At 60.2% G+C, this 16,767-nt stretch carries 18 protein-coding genes; 7 read left to right on the top strand and 11 right to left on the bottom strand.

Annotated elements, in window-relative coordinates; all coding sequences use genetic code 11:
* Positions 1–280 precede the first annotated feature (280 nt).
* The 5 genes from BMZ10_RS16855 to BMZ10_RS16835 all read right to left on the bottom strand — a co-directional run bounded on the left by BMZ10_RS16855 (position 281) and on the right by BMZ10_RS16835 (position 4,004).
* Entirely contained in the window at positions 281–1,579 is a 1,299-nt protein-coding gene (locus BMZ10_RS16855) for an NAD(P)/FAD-dependent oxidoreductase (RefSeq protein WP_093464647.1), read from the bottom strand.
* A 63-nt stretch (positions 1,580–1,642) separates the two neighbouring features.
* Entirely contained in the window at positions 1,643–1,816 is a 174-nt protein-coding gene (locus BMZ10_RS16850; RefSeq protein WP_093465580.1) for a DUF3094 family protein, read from the bottom strand.
* A 32-nt stretch (positions 1,817–1,848) separates the two neighbouring features.
* The gene (locus BMZ10_RS16845) at positions 1,849–2,385 is read right to left on the bottom strand and encodes an MOSC domain-containing protein (protein WP_093464644.1); all 537 of its coding nucleotides are present in this window, start codon (positions 2,383–2,385) and stop codon (positions 1,849–1,851) included.
* On the bottom strand, positions 2,382–3,011 hold the full coding sequence (locus BMZ10_RS16840) for a DUF1780 domain-containing protein (protein WP_093464641.1): 630 nt from the start codon (positions 3,009–3,011) through the stop codon (positions 2,382–2,384). Before BMZ10_RS16840 ends, BMZ10_RS16845 begins: the two co-directional genes overlap by 4 nt.
* Positions 3,012–3,101: 90 nt before the next feature.
* Entirely contained in the window at positions 3,102–4,004 is a 903-nt protein-coding gene (locus BMZ10_RS16835) for a helix-turn-helix transcriptional regulator (protein ID WP_093464638.1), read from the bottom strand.
* A gap of 375 nt (positions 4,005–4,379) precedes the next feature.
* Between BMZ10_RS16835 and BMZ10_RS16830 the strand changes: the two genes are divergently transcribed.
* The 4 genes from BMZ10_RS16830 (at position 4,380) to BMZ10_RS16815 (ending at position 8,399) form a co-directional block, all read left to right on the top strand.
* The gene (locus tag BMZ10_RS16830; protein WP_371265987.1) at positions 4,380–5,672 is read left to right on the top strand and encodes an MFS transporter; all 1,293 of its coding nucleotides are present in this window, start codon (positions 4,380–4,382) and stop codon (positions 5,670–5,672) included.
* A 218-nt stretch (positions 5,673–5,890) separates the two neighbouring features.
* Positions 5,891–6,592, top strand: a complete 702-nt coding sequence (locus BMZ10_RS16825; RefSeq protein WP_093464634.1) for a fumarylacetoacetate hydrolase family protein — start codon at positions 5,891–5,893, stop codon at positions 6,590–6,592.
* Positions 6,593–6,649: 57 nt separating this feature from the next.
* Positions 6,650–7,414: an SDR family oxidoreductase gene (locus BMZ10_RS16820; protein WP_093464631.1), complete on the top strand. Its 765-nt coding sequence runs from the start codon at positions 6,650–6,652 to the stop codon at positions 7,412–7,414.
* Positions 7,415–7,445: 31 nt separating this feature from the next.
* Entirely contained in the window at positions 7,446–8,399 is a 954-nt protein-coding gene (locus BMZ10_RS16815) for a 2-hydroxyacid dehydrogenase (RefSeq protein ID WP_093464629.1), read from the top strand.
* Between the two features lie 120 nt (positions 8,400–8,519).
* Here the strand turns inward: BMZ10_RS16815 and BMZ10_RS16810 are convergent, their stop codons facing one another.
* On the bottom strand, positions 8,520–9,419 hold the full coding sequence (locus BMZ10_RS16810) for a LysR family transcriptional regulator (protein WP_093464625.1): 900 nt from the start codon (positions 9,417–9,419) through the stop codon (positions 8,520–8,522).
* Between the two features lie 160 nt (positions 9,420–9,579).
* On the opposite strand from BMZ10_RS16810, the gene BMZ10_RS16805 reads away from it, so the two are divergent.
* Together BMZ10_RS16805 and BMZ10_RS16800 are read left to right on the top strand one after the other, a co-directional pair.
* The gene (locus BMZ10_RS16805; protein ID WP_093464622.1) at positions 9,580–10,224 is read left to right on the top strand and encodes a hydrolase; all 645 of its coding nucleotides are present in this window, start codon (positions 9,580–9,582) and stop codon (positions 10,222–10,224) included.
* A 158-nt stretch (positions 10,225–10,382) separates the two neighbouring features.
* Positions 10,383–11,069 carry an energy-coupling factor ABC transporter permease gene (locus BMZ10_RS16800; protein WP_093464619.1) on the top strand — a complete coding sequence of 229 codons (687 nt, stop codon included), beginning with the start codon at positions 10,383–10,385 and terminating at the stop codon, positions 11,067–11,069.
* Between the two features lie 438 nt (positions 11,070–11,507).
* Here the strand turns inward: BMZ10_RS16800 and yacG are convergent, their stop codons facing one another.
* The 5 genes from yacG to pilB are packed head-to-tail and all read right to left on the bottom strand — an operon-like array spanning position 11,508 to position 16,128.
* Positions 11,508–11,711: a DNA gyrase inhibitor YacG gene (gene yacG / locus BMZ10_RS16795; RefSeq protein WP_062378727.1), complete on the bottom strand. Its 204-nt coding sequence runs from the start codon at positions 11,709–11,711 to the stop codon at positions 11,508–11,510.
* Positions 11,711–12,340, bottom strand: a complete 630-nt coding sequence (gene coaE, locus BMZ10_RS16790) for a dephospho-CoA kinase (RefSeq protein WP_093464615.1) — start codon at positions 12,338–12,340, stop codon at positions 11,711–11,713. Before coaE ends, yacG begins: the two co-directional genes overlap by 1 nt.
* Complete coding sequence (locus BMZ10_RS16785; protein WP_093464612.1) at positions 12,340–13,212, bottom strand: prepilin peptidase; 873 nt, start codon at positions 13,210–13,212, stop codon at positions 12,340–12,342. The genes coaE and BMZ10_RS16785 overlap by 1 nt, the downstream gene beginning before the upstream one ends.
* Position 13,213: 1 nt before the next feature.
* Positions 13,214–14,431: a type II secretion system F family protein gene (locus BMZ10_RS16780; protein WP_093464609.1), complete on the bottom strand. Its 1,218-nt coding sequence runs from the start codon at positions 14,429–14,431 to the stop codon at positions 13,214–13,216.
* Positions 14,432–14,433: 2 nt separating this feature from the next.
* Positions 14,434–16,128 carry a type IV-A pilus assembly ATPase PilB gene (gene pilB / locus BMZ10_RS16775; RefSeq protein WP_093464606.1) on the bottom strand — a complete coding sequence of 565 codons (1,695 nt, stop codon included), beginning with the start codon at positions 16,126–16,128 and terminating at the stop codon, positions 14,434–14,436.
* 226 nt (positions 16,129–16,354) lie between these two features.
* On the opposite strand from pilB, the gene BMZ10_RS16770 reads away from it, so the two are divergent.
* The gene (locus tag BMZ10_RS16770; RefSeq protein WP_093464603.1) at positions 16,355–16,759 is read left to right on the top strand and encodes a pilin; all 405 of its coding nucleotides are present in this window, start codon (positions 16,355–16,357) and stop codon (positions 16,757–16,759) included.
* Positions 16,760–16,767 lie beyond the last annotated feature (8 nt).

Here is a 16,767-nt window from a genome sequence, read left to right as displayed (position 1 = left end):
TTCCCGGCTGAAGCCGGTCCTACTGACGCCGCAAGGCCTTTTCCCGGCTGAAGCCGGTCCTACTAACGCCGCAAGGCCTTTTCCCGGCCAAAGCCGGTCCTACTGACGCCGCGAGGCCTTTCCCGGCTGAAGCCGGTCCTACTGACGCTGCGACCTTTTCGTAGGACCGGCTTTAGCCGGGAAGGCGTCGAGTGTTACGCCGCTGAGGGCCGGGGCGTTAAAGACAGTTGGCTCACTCGCGACGTTGAGAATCTGCCGTATGCACGGCAGGCCGTCGCCTTTAGTGCAGCTTCATCCTCGGTTCGGTTCCGCGACCGATCCGGCTGCCGAGCATCAGCATCAGCGTGCGGAACGTGCCGTACAGCGCCATTTGGTGCATGCGGTACAGCGAGACGTAAAACATCCGCGCCAGCCAGCCTTCGAGCATGACACTGCCGGTCAGGTTGCCCATCAGATTGCCGACCGCCGAGAACTTCGACAGCGAAATCAGCGAGCCGTAATCCTTGTATTTGTATTCCGGCAGGTCGCCGCCTTCGATCCGCAGCTTGAGCGATTTGACCAGCAGCGAGGCTTGCTGGTGCGCCGCTTGCGCGCGTGGCGGGACGTTGCGGTCGGTGCCCTTTTGCGGACAGGCCGCGCAGTCGCCGAACGCGAAAATGTTGTCGTCACGGGTGGTCTGCAGGGTCGGGCGCACTTGCAGCTGATTGATGCGGTTGGTCTCCAGCCCGGCAATGCCTTCCAGAAACGCCGGTGCGCGAATGCCTGCTGCCCAGACCTTCAGGGTCGCCGGAATCACCTGGCCGGTCGCCGTCACCAGACTGTCGGCAGTCACTTCACTGACCGCCGAGTTGGTCAGCACGGTCACGCCGAGCTTTTCCAGCGTCTTGTGCACCGGCCCGCCGATCCGTTCAGGCAAGGCAGGCAACACCCGAGGACCGGCCTCGATGACCGTGATCCGCAGGTTTTCCGGTTTGATCTGGCCCAGGCCATAGGCCGCCAGTTCGTGGGCGGCATTGTGCAGCTCTGCCGCGAGCTCGACGCCTGTCGCACCGGCGCCGACGATCGCCACGTTGATTTCTTCGGTGGCCGCCAGCTCGCTGGCATGCGCACGCAGGTAACGATTGAGCAATTGCTGATGGAAGCGTTCGGCCTGTTTGCGCGTGTCAAGGAACAGGCAGTGCTCCGCCGCGCCCTTGGTGCCGAAATCATTGGTGGTGCTGCCGACGGAAATCACCAGCGAGTCGTAACTCAGGCTGCGCGCCGGGACCAGTTCCTGACCGTTTTCATCCTGCGTTGGCGCCAGGTGAATCTGCTTGTTTTCGCGGTCCAGCCCAATCATCCGGCCGAGCTGAAACTGGAAGTGATTCCACTTGGCTTGGGCAACATAGTTCAGCTCATCCTCGTAGGAGTTGAGCGAGCCTGCGGCGACCTCGTGCAGCAGGGGTTTCCAGATGTGCGTCAGATTGGCGTCTACCAGCGTGACGCTGGCGGTGCCCTTCTTGCCCAGCGTTTTACCCAGGCGGGTAGCCAGCTCCAGACCACCAGCGCCTCCGCCGACGATCACGATACGATGAGTCATGGGGATATCTCATAAGGCTTAAGGAATTCTCTTCAGGCTCTATCCGAGCGAGCGCCAGGCAGCTCATAGCGTCAGATAGCTCAGTAAACGGCTCAACAGGCCCAGTCCGATCACCACGACCAGCACCACCACAAGGAGCAGCCAGGGCTTGAATGGCCGGCGCTCGACTTGGTGCTGAGGTGCTCGAAGGTACTCTTCGACACGCTTTTGGTCGTCAGGGTTCAGGCGGCTGGTCATTCGAGCCTCGGCATGAACATTGATCGGCGTCATCAAGCAGTGACGACCGATGCATTAGATTCGTTGACGTCGTCGTCCAGCGGTTCGATACGCAGGACATCGTCCAGACGGATAATGCCGCTTTGTAACACTCGCGCGGTAATTCCGCCATGTCCGCGCACCGCCTGAAAGGTCCCGTGGCCAAGGCGTTGTTCCAGTCTGGCGCACGGCTGGCACCAGCCGGTGGTCTCGAACACCGCCTGGCCTATGCGGAAGCGACGGTTTTTCAGGCTGAACAGGTTGATGCCGCTGACTGCGATGTTACGTCGCAGGTCCCGAGGCAGGATGGGGTTGTCTTCCCCGCGCCCCATCAGGGCACTGACCACCGCCAGATGCTCCCATTGAATCAGCGTCACCTGGCGGGCATTGCGCGGACCGGGACGGGCATGATCGCCCGTCAAGCCGGCCTCGCGGCGTGCTTCGACCGCCTCCAGTTCGATCATCTCTTCTCGCGACTGCGGACGTACGCCTATCCAGCGCACGCGACCGCGCTGCGGCACGTCGGCGATCAGGGCTTGCAACGGACTCATAGACTGATTCCCACGTCGAACACCACGCTGCGGCCCAGATTGGTCCGCAGAAAATCCGGGGCGTCCGGATGCGCGAACAATACCCGCGCAAAGGTCGGCCCTACCAGCGAAAGCGAGCGCCAGCCCTGGCGCAGGTACTCGGTGGGCGGCGGGAAGTGGCTGTTCAGGTCCAGCACTTCGCGTTTGAGGCTGGCGAACGCGATGATGTCCAGCTCGCTGAGATCCAGGCCGCGCTCCTTGTAGTTATGGGCTTTCTTGCGCAGGGTCGGCGCCAGGCGTCTGAGCAGTTCAGCGGCCGGGATGCGCTTGGGTTTGGCTTCGCGGCGCACCAACTGACTGAGGGAAAAGGCGCTGCGCCGACGCTGTAACTCCTCGCGCCACTCATCGTTGAGCCGACGGCCTTCATCGAGCACGAAGAACACCTCGAAACACGCATCGCGAAAGAGTACGTCCGGCGGCTCTTGCCCGGCGGGCAGAAAATCGTCGGTGCGGTGAGGAATGCTCAAGCCTTGCAGCAACCGTTGGCACACCCAACGCTCGCGCTCCCACTTGCGCGCATTGGACAGAAACGCATTGGCTTGCTCGGCCTGGATCGTCAACAGACGCAGGTAGTCGGAGTCATCCATGACGGCAAGCTTAGCGCTCTGGCGTGAAGATGAAACGCCGACTTGGACATAAAGTTGATCCAGAGGAACGGCCCAGTGCGCGACGGCGGCCTATAAATCCCGCTGCTTGCGAAATTGCCCGGGCGGCATGCCGTGGGCGTGACGGAAGCGTCGTGAAAAGTAAGCTTCATCGGCGAACCCGCACAGCCGCGCGACTTCTCCGACCGGTTTGCTGCCGTTGAGCAGCAGCGTGCGCGCCAGGTGCATGCGCCGTTCGAGCACCAGCTCACTGAAGGTTTTACCGACTTCCTTGCGCAGCCAGTGGGTCAGGTAATTGGGTGACAGGAAGGCCGCGGACGCTGCCTTTTTCAGGCTCAGGTCGGGATCGCTGAGGTTCTTGCGCACGTACTCCGACATTCTCGCCAACGCATCACGGCGGCTGCGTTCGGCGGCGTTGTCATCGGCCAGCAGCTTGATCGGTTCTGCGTACAGCTGGCAGATGGTGCCGATCAATTGCAGCAGATAGCCCTTGAGAATCTCGCGCGTGCCGAACTGACGATCCTTGTCCAGATCGCGCATGCGGTCAAGCAAACGCTGGACCTCGGCAAAGTCTTCGGCACCGAGCGTGAAATCCAGATGCTCCTGGAACCGGAACGGCGACAGCTCGGGTGCCAGCGCGATGGCGACATCTTCAAGGTCCAGCGGATCGCACTGCAACTGCGGCAGCAGGAAGGTCTGGGCGAAGTTGATCAGCAGGAAATTGCCTTCCGGCGGATGCGGGATCAGATGCAATTTGTGCGGCAGGATGAACGCCAGCGTGTTGCGCGGGAAGGGCCGCACGACGCCGCCGATGTGCTGCACGGTGTCACCGCCGAGGTTGATCTGGATTTGAAAATATTCGTGACGATGGGGCGCGGTTTCAGGCTTGCCCTCGGTTTTGCCACGGATGTAGAAGTCTGGCCGCTCACTGCGTTGCTGCATTCCATAAGTGGGTACGCGGTTGGCAGATTCCATGATGCGGTTCCTCACTGCGGTGTTTCTTATTGTCGGTTGTCATATGACCTGATTCAAAACTTTTTCGCTGTCGCTCGCGAGTCTTTTTGTCCAAAAACTTTGCGGAAGGTTCGAAATGAAAGAGCCGCTCTACTACGCCCATTTCCACACAAAAAAGTCAGACAAGGAGAGTTGCCGACGCTCGGGAATTTCTTGGACAAATAATTACCGGCTGGTTCCGAAATCCCAAAACGTTCTAAGCAGCGGGTTGTTTAAAACCGGTCGTACGATAACTTAAGGCTGCGCTTCATCACTCGATTCCAATAAAAACAACGAGGAATTCACATGTCGAGCAATCCCGATATTCGGGCTATCGATGCCGTCTCCGCCGCACCCATGGCGGCAGCACCGGCCCGCCCAACTTCCCATCGTCGCTGGTTCATGCTCTCACTGTTGTTGATCGCCACGATCATCAACTACGTGGACCGGGTGAACATCTCCATCGCCGCGCCGTTCATGGCCAAGGACCTGGGGCTGGATAAGGTCCAGATGGGCCTGATTTTCTCCGCTTTCGCCTGGACGTATGCCTTCGCGCTGGTGCCCGCCGGTTTCATCGCCGACCGTTTCGGTTCGCGACTGACCTATGGCGCCTCGCTGATTTCCTGGTCGGCCGTGACCGTCTGCCAGGGGCTGGCGGGTGGCTTCGCTTCGTTGTTCGGGCTGCGCCTGGCCATCGGCGCCATGGAAGCGCCGGCATTTCCGGCCAACAGCCGCGCGGTCACGGTCTGGTTTCCGGCAAGAGAGCGCGGCATGGCGAGCAGCATTTACGTCTGCGGTCAGTATCTGGGCACTGCGCTGTTCACAGGCTTGCTGTTGTGGCTGGCAACGACCTACGACTGGCGCCACGTGTTTTACAGCACCGGCATCGTCGGCATCCTGTTTGGCGTCGCCTGGCTGTACCTGTACCGCGATCCGTTGAACTGCAAGAAGGTCAGCAAGCAGGAGCTGCAGTACATCGAGGACGGTGGTGGCCTGGTGAAAAGCAGCCAGGAAAAGAACAAATTCAAGTGGGCGCAAATTGCCGAGCTGTTGAAGTATCGCCAGGTGTGGGCGATCTGTCTGGGCAAGTTCGCCAGCACGTCGGCGCTGTATTTCTTCCTGACCTGGTTCCCGACTTACCTGATCGAAGAACGCCACCTGACGATGGTCAAAGTAGGTATCTTCGCCGTGTTGCCGTTCATTGGCGCGACCGTGGGCGTCTTGCTGGCGGGCATTGTGTCGGACTGGATGATTCGGCGCGGTACGTCGCTGTCTTTCGCCCGCAAATTGCCGCTGGTCGTCGGCTCTGCGCTGGGCATGTCGATCATGCTGGTCAACTTCACCGATTCCAACGAAGTCTGCATCGCGTTACTGACCATCGCCTTCTTCGCTCAGGGCATCGCGTCGGCCTCATGGGCAGCCGTGTCGGAAATCGCCCCTAAGGAACTGATCGGCCTGACCGGCGGCATCACCAGCCTGGCGGCCAACATTGGCGGCATTGTCACGCCCATCGTGATCGGACAGATCCTTCATGTGACCGGCAGCTTTGCCTACGCCTTCTGGTTCATCGGAGGGGTGGCGTGCATTGGCACCCTGTCGTATTCGCTGCTGTTGGGCCGTATCTACCGGATCGAGCTCAAGGCGAAGTAAGCGCAAGCATGTGTGTGTGACCTTCTGCCGGACTAGGCAAAGGCGTACGCGAGTACGCCTTTTTTATGGTCGACGGGATTGAGTTTTTTAGTCCAGCGCGAACACGGTTTTGTCCAACTTTCGGGCGAATTGATCCCGTAGTCTCAGGATCAAACGGCCACCTCCTGCAGCGCGATGCCTGTCACGGTGATAAGTAGCGAGCGCTGCAGGCCTGAGGAATTTCCATGAGTGAGTTTGTGATCGATCCGCCGCGTGTCTCGAGCCTGCCGGTCAGCGGCAGTGCCGGACGCTTCCCGGCCGGCAGGGTGTTCTGCCTGGGGCGCAACTACTACTGGGGCGACACCCTTAACGCGGTTCGCGAAGTGCCGGCGTTTTTCATGAAGCCCGCGACCTCGGTCATCGATGCCTCCGGCGAGCTGGATTTCCCGACCCAGACCGAGCAGTTCTGCCATGAGATCGAACTGGTCGTGGCCATCGGCAAGGACGGCTTTCAGATCACCGAGCAAGAGGCGCTGGATCACGTCTGGGGTTATGCCGCAGGGCTCGACCTGACGCGCCGCGACCTGCAAATGGCGGCCAAGGCCGTGGGCAATCCTTGGGAGCCGGCCAAGGCGTTCGATGGCTCGGCGCCCATCACCCCCATTCTGCCAGCCAGCCGCAACGGTCACCCGCGCCAAGGCGCGATCTGGTTGAGCGTCAATGGCGTCGAGCGGCAGCGCTCGGATCTGGAAAGCCAGATCTGGTCGGTCAGTGAGGTCATCAGCCAGTTGTCACATTCGGTCAGCCTGCGCGCTGGCGATCTGATCATGACCGGCACGCCGCCAGGCGTCGCTGCCCTGGACGCGGGCGACGTGATCACCGGTGGCGTCGCCGGCATCGGCGAGTTCGAAGTGCGCATCGGCAGCCGCCGCGCCGATTGAACCCCGTTAAGCGATTTCGCAAGCACTGCATTCAGACAGGAAACAAGGAGAACAATAATGACTGATCAATCCCTTTCCAAAATTGCCTTGGTCACAGGCGCTGGCAGCGGCATCGGTCGCTCGGTCGCGCTGGGCCTGCTGGAAGATGGCTACAAAGTGGTGGTCACCGGGCGCCGGCTGGAGCCGCTTGAAGAGCTGGTCAGCCTGGCGCGAGAGCAGGGCGGGGAAGCCCTGGCGGTGTCGTCCGATGTTCGCGATCCGGCCAGTGTCGACCACCTCTTCGCCACGATCGAGGAGGTTTACGGTCGCCTCGATGTGGTGTTCAACAACGCGGGTGTCAACGCCCCGGCCGTGCCGATGGACGAGCTGCCCATCGAGAAGTGGCTGAGTGTGATCGACACCAATGTCACCGGGGTGTTCCTGTGCAGCCGCGGCGCTTTCGGGCTGATGCGCAAACAGTCGCCGCAAGGTGGACGCATCATCAACAACGGCTCGATCTCCGCCCACGTGCCCCGTCCGTTCACCGCGCCTTACACCGCCAGCAAACACGCCGTGTTGGGCCTGACCAAAAGCCTGGCGCTCGACGGTCGTGAATTCAACATCGCCTGCAGCCAGATCGACATCGGCAATGCCTTGACCGAACTGTCGGTGCGCATGACCAAGGGCGTGCGCCAGGCCAACGGCTCGATTGCCGTGGAGCCGATGATCGACGTCAAGCACATCGCCGATGCCGTGCGGTACATCGCGGCACTGCCGCTGTCGGCCAACGTGCTGAACATGACCGTCATGGCGACCAACATGCCTTTCGTGGGCCGTGGTTGATCCTGTCCGATTCGATATGAGCGAGATCCCGATGAAACCTGAAATTCTCCAGCTGAGCCCGATCCTCATCCCGGAAATCAATGCGCGCCTCAATGAGCTGTACACCGTGCGGCCTTATTTTCAGCAGACCGACAAGGCGGCTTACCTGCGCGAGCATGGCGCCACTATTCGCGGTGTGGTCACCGGCGGACACACCGGCATCACGCGCGAAGTGATGGAGCAACTGCCGAAAGTGGAAGTTATCGCGGTCAACGGCGTCGGCACGGATGCGGTGGACCTGGCCTATGCGCGGGATCGCGGTATCCGCGTGACGGCGACCATTGGCGCACTGACCGAAGATGTCGCTGACCTTGCCATTGGGCTGCTGATCTCGGCCTGTCGCGGGCTGGGCACTGCCGACCGCTACGTGCGTTCCGGCGAGTGGGCGCGGACTGCCACGCCGCTGGTGCCACTGCCACTGGCGCGGCAGTTCAGTGGCATGCGCGTCGGTATCGTCGGACTGGGCCGGGTAGGGCGCGCGGTCGCCACGCGTGCAGCGGCCTTCGGCTGTCCGATCAGCTACACCGACCTGCAGCCGATGAGTGACGTGCCGTACACCTTCGTCAGCGATCTGGTGGAACTGGCCAGGCAAAGCGACGCCCTGATCGTCGCGGCCGCTGCCGACAAGGCCAAAGGCATCATCAATGCCGCTGTGCTGGAGGCGCTCGGCGCGCAGGGCTATCTGATCAACGTCGCGCGCGGCAGCCTAGTCAACGAACCTGACCTGATCGCCGCGCTGCAAGCCGGCACCCTGGCAGGCGCGGGACTGGATGTTTTCGTCGACGAACCTCACGTGCCAGACGTCCTGTTCGGCCTGGAAACCGTCGTGCTGCAACCGCACCGCGCCAGCGCAACCGTTCAGACCCGCACGCGCATGGGCGAAATGGTGCTGGCCAGCCTAGCCGCCGTGCTGGCAGGTCAAGAACCGGTCGGCGCCGTGGCGTGAGCCGAACCCGTCAACGCCGCATCACCCTCGTCGGAGCGCGGCTCAGAGCAAGCGCGCTCCTGCGCCTTCGGCAGAGGCGGTTCGATGTCGGATTCTGCTCTGAAGGCTGTGGCAACAACCTCAAAACCCGGCAGAGCCCAATGCCAGTTCGGTGACCAGAAAATCGATGAACGCCCGCGTTTTCATCGGCACTCGTCGGGCGGAGGGGTAGACCGCGTTCACAGAAATCGCCGGGGCTTGCCACTCGCACAGGACGGGGACCAGACGACCATCGGCGACGGCGCGTTCGATGATGAAGTTGGGCAGCAAGGCGATGCCCATTCCCGCCACGGCTGCCTGCGCCAAGATGTCGCCGTTATTGGCGTGGAGCGGGCCGCTGACGGTCACGCGTTGGGTTTCCTTGCCGTTGCACAGCTGCAGGCTCACGCCGCTCTGCAGATAGCCGTAACTCAGAAACCTGTGGTTGCCGAGGTCCTTGGGCGATTGCGGCGTGCCTTCGCGGGCCAGGTACGCCGGGGACGCCACCATGATCCGCGGCGCCGGTGCCAGCGAGCGGGCCACCATCGAGGAGTCCGGCAGGCTGGCGATACGAATCGTCACGTCGAACCCACCTTTCACCGGATCAACCTGCTCGTCGCTGAGCACCACCTGCAACTCGACGTTCGGGTGCTGCTCGTTGAAATGCGGAATCAGCGGCCCCAGACGGCTCAGCCCGAACGACATCGGCGCGTTGACCCGCAGCACGCCGCGTATCTCGCCCATGCCGGTGCGTGCGCGCTGTTCGGCTTCGTCCAGCGCCGCGATGACATCTCGACACGAGTCGTAGTATTCGGCGCCTGCTTCTGTCAGATGCAAGCTGCGAGTGGTGCGTTGCAGCAACTGCACGCCGATGGCTTCCTCCAGCGCCTGAATCTGCTTACTGACTTTTGAGCGTGGTACGTCCAGCGCGCGCGCTGCGGCGGCAAAACCGTTGGCGCCCACCGTCGCGACGAAAGCGCGCATGCATTCGATCCGGTCCATAGCCGTCCCTGAATTGGAAACAATGAGTCTCAATTCTATGGGATTGTTCCAATGCCGCCTAGTCCGTAAATTCACTTCCAAGCCAGCCAACACGCGCAACACAGCGCAGCGGCTAACCCCAATTTCTCACTCTGTTTTTCGACATCTAAAGGAACATGCCATGTCTATCCGCGAACTGCTCAACCCAACCAACTCCGCTCTGATCCTGATCGACCACCAGCCACAGATGGCATTCGGCGTTCAGTCGATCGACCGTCAGACGCTGAAGAACAACACCGTGGGCCTGGCCAAGGCCGCCAAAATCTTCAACGTGCCGACCATCTACACCTCGGTCGAAACCAAGAGTTTCAGCGGCTTCATCTGGCCGGAACTGCTGGCAGTGAACCCGGAAAGTCAGCCGATCGAGCGCACCTCGATGAACTCCTGGGAAGACAAGAAGCTGGTCGAAGCGGTGAAGGCCACCGGTCGCAAAAAGCTGATCATCGCAGCGCTCTGGACCGAGGTCTGCCTGAACTTCCCGACGCTGGATGCACTGGCCGAAGGCTACGAGGTTTACATCGTGACCGACGCTTCCGGCGGCACGACCAAAGAAGCTCACGACATGTCGGTGCAACGCATGATTCAGGCAGGCGCAGTGCCGGTGACCTGGCAACAGGTTCTGCTCGAATTCCAGCGCGACTGGGCTCACAAAGAGACCTACGAAGCTGTGATGGAACTGGTTCTGGAACACAGCGGTGCCTACGGCATGGGCGTCGATTACGCGTACACCATGGTGCATGGCGCACCGCAACGTAAGCTCGGTTAACTAGCCACACACTGATATCGCCTGTGCAGCACCGCTTGCCCCAAAGCCGTGCTGCACAGGCGTTTGTGCGTCCGGATTCCCGTCAGCGCGACGGGTGACCTTCGCTGACGCGGTGAAGGACTAGACTCACCCTGTCTCCTCTCCCCAAGCCTGCCATCATGATCGGCGCCCAGGTTCTCACTTCCCAGACCATGACCCTCGCGTGGTTCCTGTACGCGCCGATGGTGTTGTGGACGGCATGGCGTTGCCCGTGGGTCGAGCTGTTCACCGACACGCGGCGCCAGCACCTGCTGTTCGGGACGGTCTTCGCCCTGTTTCTGCTGTGGTTGATGCGGCGGGATTTCGACAGCGGCGTCTCTTACCATTTTCTCGGCATGACCGCCGTGACATTACTGCTGGACTGGCCGCTGGCTATCGTCGGCGGGCTGATTGCGCAATTGGGCATGCTGGCGATGGGCAGGCAGGATCTGGCCGCGATGGGCGTTAATGGCCTGCTGTTGATCGTGCTGCCGGTCTTGATCACCGAAGGCTGTGCGTTGATCGTCGAGCGCGCGCAACCCAGGAGCCCTTTCACCTACATCTTCTGCTCCGGATTTTTCGCCGCCGGGCTGGCTGCATTGCTGTGCCTGCTTTTGGCAATGGGCGTGCTGTGGCTTGACGGCCTTTTCGCAATGCCGGAATGGCTGGGGGATTTCATCGGGTATCTGTGGCTGATCATCTTTCCCGAAGCCTTCATCAACGGGATGATCGTGACGGCGCTGGTAGTGTTTTGCCCCGAGTGGCTTGAGACGTTCAATCGCACGCGCTATCTGTCAGCGCCGTGGCGGGACGAGGACGACACCTGATGGCCGCCTTCTGTGGGAGTGAGCCAACTGTCTTTAACGCCCCCTCTGATCAACGGCGTCACACCCGACACCTTCCCGGCTAAAGCCGGTCCTACGAAAAGCTTGCAACGCCTGCACGACCAGCTAAAGCCGGTCCTACGAAAAGCTTGCAACGCCTGCGCGACCGGCTAAAGCCGGTCCTACGGAAAGCTTGTAACCCCTGTAGGACCGGCTTCAGCCGGGAATAGGTCGGTGCATGCTGTGGAGATGCAGTGTCTGGAATTCAGTCTTTGCGAGCGAGCTCACTCCTACACGAGGTGTGTCTGGCCGGAGATCAGTAGGAATGAGTCTGCTCACGAAGGTGGACTTTTGAATGCCGCAAGATGCGAAGACTGTCCTGGCCTCTTCATGCACAAGCTCGCTCCCGCAGACTGGATTCGACTCCGCAACTGTGCTCGATCAATGCTGGCGCGGGTCGAAATCCCCTGAAAATAATTCGTCTTCGGCATCGGGCGCCACCGGGATGGCATGTTCTTCCGACGCCCACGCGCCCAGATCGATCAGTTTGCAACGGTCAGAGCAGAACGGTCGGAACTTGCTCTCCGGGGTCCATTCCACAGGCGCTCCGCAGGTTGGGCAATCGACGGTCATTGGTTGGCTCATCATTGGCCTCCACGCAAAGTTAGATAAAAGTGATGCAGCCGCTGAACTTCGCTTTTCAGCCACGCCGGGTCGCGGTCGTTGACGATCACGTCATCCGCGCGGCTCAGGCGCTCTTCGCGGCTGGCTTGGACATTGAGAATCGCCCGGACCTGCTCCTCGTTGGTCTTGTCACGCAGCACGGTGCGTTCGATCTGCAAGGCCTGCGGCACGTCGATGACCAACACCCGCTGCACCATCTGATGCTGAGAGGTCTCCAGCAACAAGGGTGAAACCAGAATCGCATAAGGCGATTCGGCTCGCGCCAGGTACTGCCGGATTTCCTCGCGAATCAGCGGATGCAGCAACCCTTCCAGCCAAACGCGCTGTGTTGGGTCCTTGAAAATCAGCTCTCGCAACGCGGCGCGATTCAACGTGCCGTCGGCTTGCAACACGCCAGCCCCGAAATGCTCGGCAATCTGCCCAAGGGCAGGGCGACCGGGCTCGACCACCCAGCGTGCGGCCTGGTCGGCGTCCACCAGATGCACGCCCAGCTCGACAAAACATTGCGCAGCCGCACTCTTGCCACTGCCGATGCCGCCGGTCAGGCCAAGAATCCAGGGTTGTGCGGCGGGTTGCGTTTCGGAAGCCATCATCTGAAACCGGCGATCTGCAAATACGAAGTGGTTATTTGATCACCCCAGAGCAATGCGATCCACCCCGCGATAGCCAGATAAGGGCCGAAGGGAATCGGCGTGCTGGTCTCGACGTTGCGCAAACGCAGCAGAATCAGGCCCAACACCGCGCCGACGAGCGAGGACAGCAAGATCGTCAGCGGCAGAATCTGCCAGCCGCCCCAGGCGCCCAGCATGGCCAGCAATTTGAAGTCGCCGTAGCCCATGCCTTCCTTGCCAGTCACCAGCTTGAACAGCCAAAACACCGCCCACAGCACCAGATACCCGAACACCGCGCCCCACAGCGCATCGGTCAACGACGCAAAAAGCCCGAACGTATTGACGATCAGGCCAAGCCACAGCAGCGGCAGTACGATCACGTCCGGCAGCAATTGGTGATCGGCGTCGATCAGGCTCATCGACAGCAGGCCCCAGCTCAACACCAGCACGGCCGCAGCCTGCCAGCCGAAGCCGAAATGCCAGGCGACGAACGCCGACAGTAATCCGCACACCAGTTCGACGAGGGGATAACGCTTGCTGATGGGCGCCTTGCAGCGGGAGCATTTGCCGCCCAGAAACAGGTAACTGACGACCGGCAGGTTCTCCCAGGCGCGGATTCGGTGCGCGCAATGCGGGCAGCGAGAATGAGGCAGCAGCAGGTTGAAGGTCTCGGGTTTCGGCTCGGCCGGGAGTTCCAGCACTTCGCGCGCCTGAGCCTTCCAGTCCTGCAACATCATCTTGGGCAGGCGATAAACCACGACGTTGAGAAAGCTGCCCACCAGCAGCCCCAACACCAGCGCGCACACAACAAAGGCCAGCGGGGAGCTGGCCAGAAGGTCGAGAACAGGCATGTTAGACGACGTTTCCGAGCTGGAAGATGGGCAGGTACATGGCGATCACGAGCCCGCCGACAATGACGCCGAGGACGGCCATGATCATTGGCTCCATCAGGCTGGTGAGGCTGTCTACCATGTTGTCGACTTCCTCTTCGTAATACGTCGCGACCTTATCAAGCATCGAATCCAGCGCGCCGGACTCCTCGCCGATGGCGGTCATCTGCACGGCCAGCATCGGGAAGACCCCCGTGCTGCGCATCGAAAAGTTGAGCTGCATACCGGTGGAAACGTCTTGTTTGACCTTATGCACGGCGTTGCGGAAAACCACGTTGCCCGTCGCGCCGGCAACCGAGTCGAGTGCATCGACCAGCGGCACACCCGCAGCGAAGGTGGTTGAAAGCGTCCGGGCAAAACGGGCGACCGCCGATTTGAACAGAAGCGGGCCGATCACCGGCACCTTCAACAGCATGCGGTCGATGCGATCCCTGAATTTCTCCGAGGTCTTGTAGGCTTTCCGGAAGGCCATAAACGCGACCAGCAGGGCGCCCAGAAGCATGTACCAATAACTCTGGACGATTTCCGAAAGGCCAATGACCATCAGTGTAAAAGCGGGCAGTTTCGCGCCAAATCCGGCGAACACGGACTGGAACTGCGGTACGACTTTTATCAGCAGAATGCCGCTCACGATGATCGCCACGATGACCACGGCAATCGGGTAGGTCATGGCTTTTTTGATCTTGGCTTTGAGGAACTCGGTCTTTTCTTTGTAGGTGGCCACTCGATCGAGCAGCGACTCAAGCGCACCGGCTTGTTCACCCGCGTCGACAAGGTTGCAAAACAGGTCGTCGAAATACTGAGGCTTCTGCCGCAAGGCCGTGGCAAAACTGTGCCCGGCAGCCACTTCCTGTTTGATGTCGTCAACGAGCTTGCGCATGTTCGGGTTATCGGAGCCTTCGCTGATAATGTCGAACGACTGCAATAAAGGAACGCCGGCTTTCATCATCGTGGCCATATGGCGGCTGAAGAACGCGATGTCCAGCGGTTTGATCTTCTTGCCGGAGCCGAAGATCGAAACGGCTTTCTTCCGGACTTTCGTCGGGTTGATGCCTTGCTTGCGCAACTGGGCTTTGACCAGCGCGGGGTTGTGGCCGTTGATTTCGCCCTTTTGTTTGACGCCTTTCTTGTCGAGCCCCTCCCAGGTGTAGACGCTGACTTTTACTGCTTTGGTCGCCATGCTTAATCCTTGGTCACCCGGTTGACTTCCTCAAGGCTGGTCACGCCCTGCATGGCCTTCATCAGGCCGGAGGTGCGCAGGTCGTTGAAGCCGTCCTTGCGCATCTGTTCGGAAATCTCGATGGAGTTGCCTTCCTCCATGATGATGCGCTCCAGGGCGGGAGTGCTCTTCACCACTTCGTAAATACCGACACGGCCTTTGTAGCCGGCGTTGCATTGTTCGCAGCCCACTGGAGAGTAAAGCTTGAACGTGCCGATTTTCTCTTCCGGGAAACCTTCGGCAATCAATGTCTCGCGCGGGATGTCGACTTCTTTCTTGCAGTGCGGGCAGAGCTTGCGGGCCAGCCGCTGGGCGATGATCAGGTTGATGGCGGTAGCAATGTTGAAAGCCGCCACGCCCATGTGGTGCAGGCGAGTCAGTGTTTCCGCCGCGCTGTTGGTGTGCAGCGTCGACAGCACCATGTGGCCGGTCTGCGAGGCCTTGATCGCGATCTCGGCGGTTTCGAGGTCACGAATCTCACCGACCATGATAACGTCCGGGTCCTGACGCAGAAATGCCCGCAGCACCTGGGCGAAGTCCATGCCCTGACGCGGGTTGACGTTGACCTGGTTGATGCCTTCCAGGTTGATTTCGACCGGATCCTCGGCGGTGGAGATGTTGATGTCCGTTGTGTTGAGAATATTCAAACCGGTGTAGAGCGAAACAGTTTTACCCGAGCCTGTAGGACCGGTGACCAGAATCATGCCCTGCGGTTTGCTGAGCGCTTCCAGATACAGCGCTTTCTGCTCCGGCTCGTAACCCAGTGCGTCGATGCCCATCTGCGCGCTGGTCGGGTCGAGAATCCGCATCACGATCTTCTCGCCCCACAAGGTCGGCAACGTGTTGACACGAAAGTCGATGGCGCGGTTTTTCGAAATGCGCAGCTTGATGCGCCCGTCCTGCGGCTTGCGGCGCTCGGAAATATCCAGACTGGCCATGACCTTCAAGCGCGCAGCGATACGGCCGGCCAGGTGCGTCGGCGGTTTGGCCACTTCATGAAGGATGCCGTCAGTACGCAGGCGAACCCGGAAGATCTTCTCATATGGCTCGAAATGCAGGTCCGAAGAGCCGAGACGGATCGCGTCCATCAGCATCTTGTTCACGAACCGGACCACCGGCGCGTCGTCGGCATCCTGACCGCCAATGGAGGTCTCTTTGCTTTCGTCTACCGCTTCGACTTCCAACCCCAGGTCAACATCGGCCAGATCGCCCATGCCACTGTGGGTGTCGAAGAACTTCTCGATGGCGACGGTGAGCTTGTCGTCCTCGACCAGAATCGCTTCGGTATTCAAGCCGGTGCTGAACTGGATGTCGGTAATGGCCTGGTGATTGGTCGGGTCCGATACACCAATAAACAGCTTGTTACCCCGTCGCCATAAAGGCAGCGCCGAGTGCTGGCGCACGAGCTTTTCGCTGACCAACCCCTTGGGCTGGCTTTCCTTATCGAGGGTATTGAGGTCAAGAAAGGGAATGCCGAACTGGTCGGAAGCTACTTCGGCAAGGGTCAGACTTTTTACCAGCTTGTTCTGTACCAGATAGCTGACCAGCGACACCTTGTCGCGGCGAGCCTGCTGATACGCCTGCTGCGCAGACTTTTCATTCAGGAGCTCAGCCACGACAAGCTGCTTGGCCAAACCCGTAAGCACGACATCAGTCATTACAACCACCAGACACAGACAGTGTGTGGTTTATAGCGCAGTCGGGCTTGGCTGCCAAATGTACGCCGCAGGGGTGACAATAATTGTCACTTTTTGCTGGCGCCGGTCCTGTATTCCTCATCAGCGCACAAAAGAAATGCAACAGGAGAGCAGATTCGCGAATTGGCACGAGGTATGCGTCTATGCTTGCGGAGCGACACCTAATTGACGATCGGAGAAGTACGTTATGCAAGCACAAAAGGGCTTTACCCTCATCGAACTGATGATCGTGGTAGCGATTATCGGTATCTTGGCGGCGGTGGCGCTGCCTGCTTATCAGGATTACACCGCGCGCGCTAAGGCATCAGAAATTATTTTGGCTGCGAGCAGTGCTCGCACTTGCGTTACCGAGGCGGTGGCAAGCAAGGGTGCGACGGGGCTCGATGCATGCGCTACCGGTTTCGTCGCTACGCAGTACGCGAAATCTATTACCGTAAACGCAACTACCGGCGTTATTCAGGTTAAAGGTCAGCTCAAAGCAGCTGACGATACACAGGTCACGATGACTCCTACTATCGATGCTAACAAGAACATTACCGCATGGACTTGCGCCGGTACTCCTACGAACTGGATGCCTGGCTCTTGTAAATAACTGGTTTC

Origin of the sequence: Pseudomonas sp. NFR16, from assembly GCF_900108875.1 — a bacterium.
Lineage (GTDB): Bacteria > Pseudomonadota > Gammaproteobacteria > Pseudomonadales > Pseudomonadaceae > Aquipseudomonas.
Note: the sequence above shows the minus strand (reverse complement) of the source record. Positions and strands in the feature narration are given on the sequence as shown.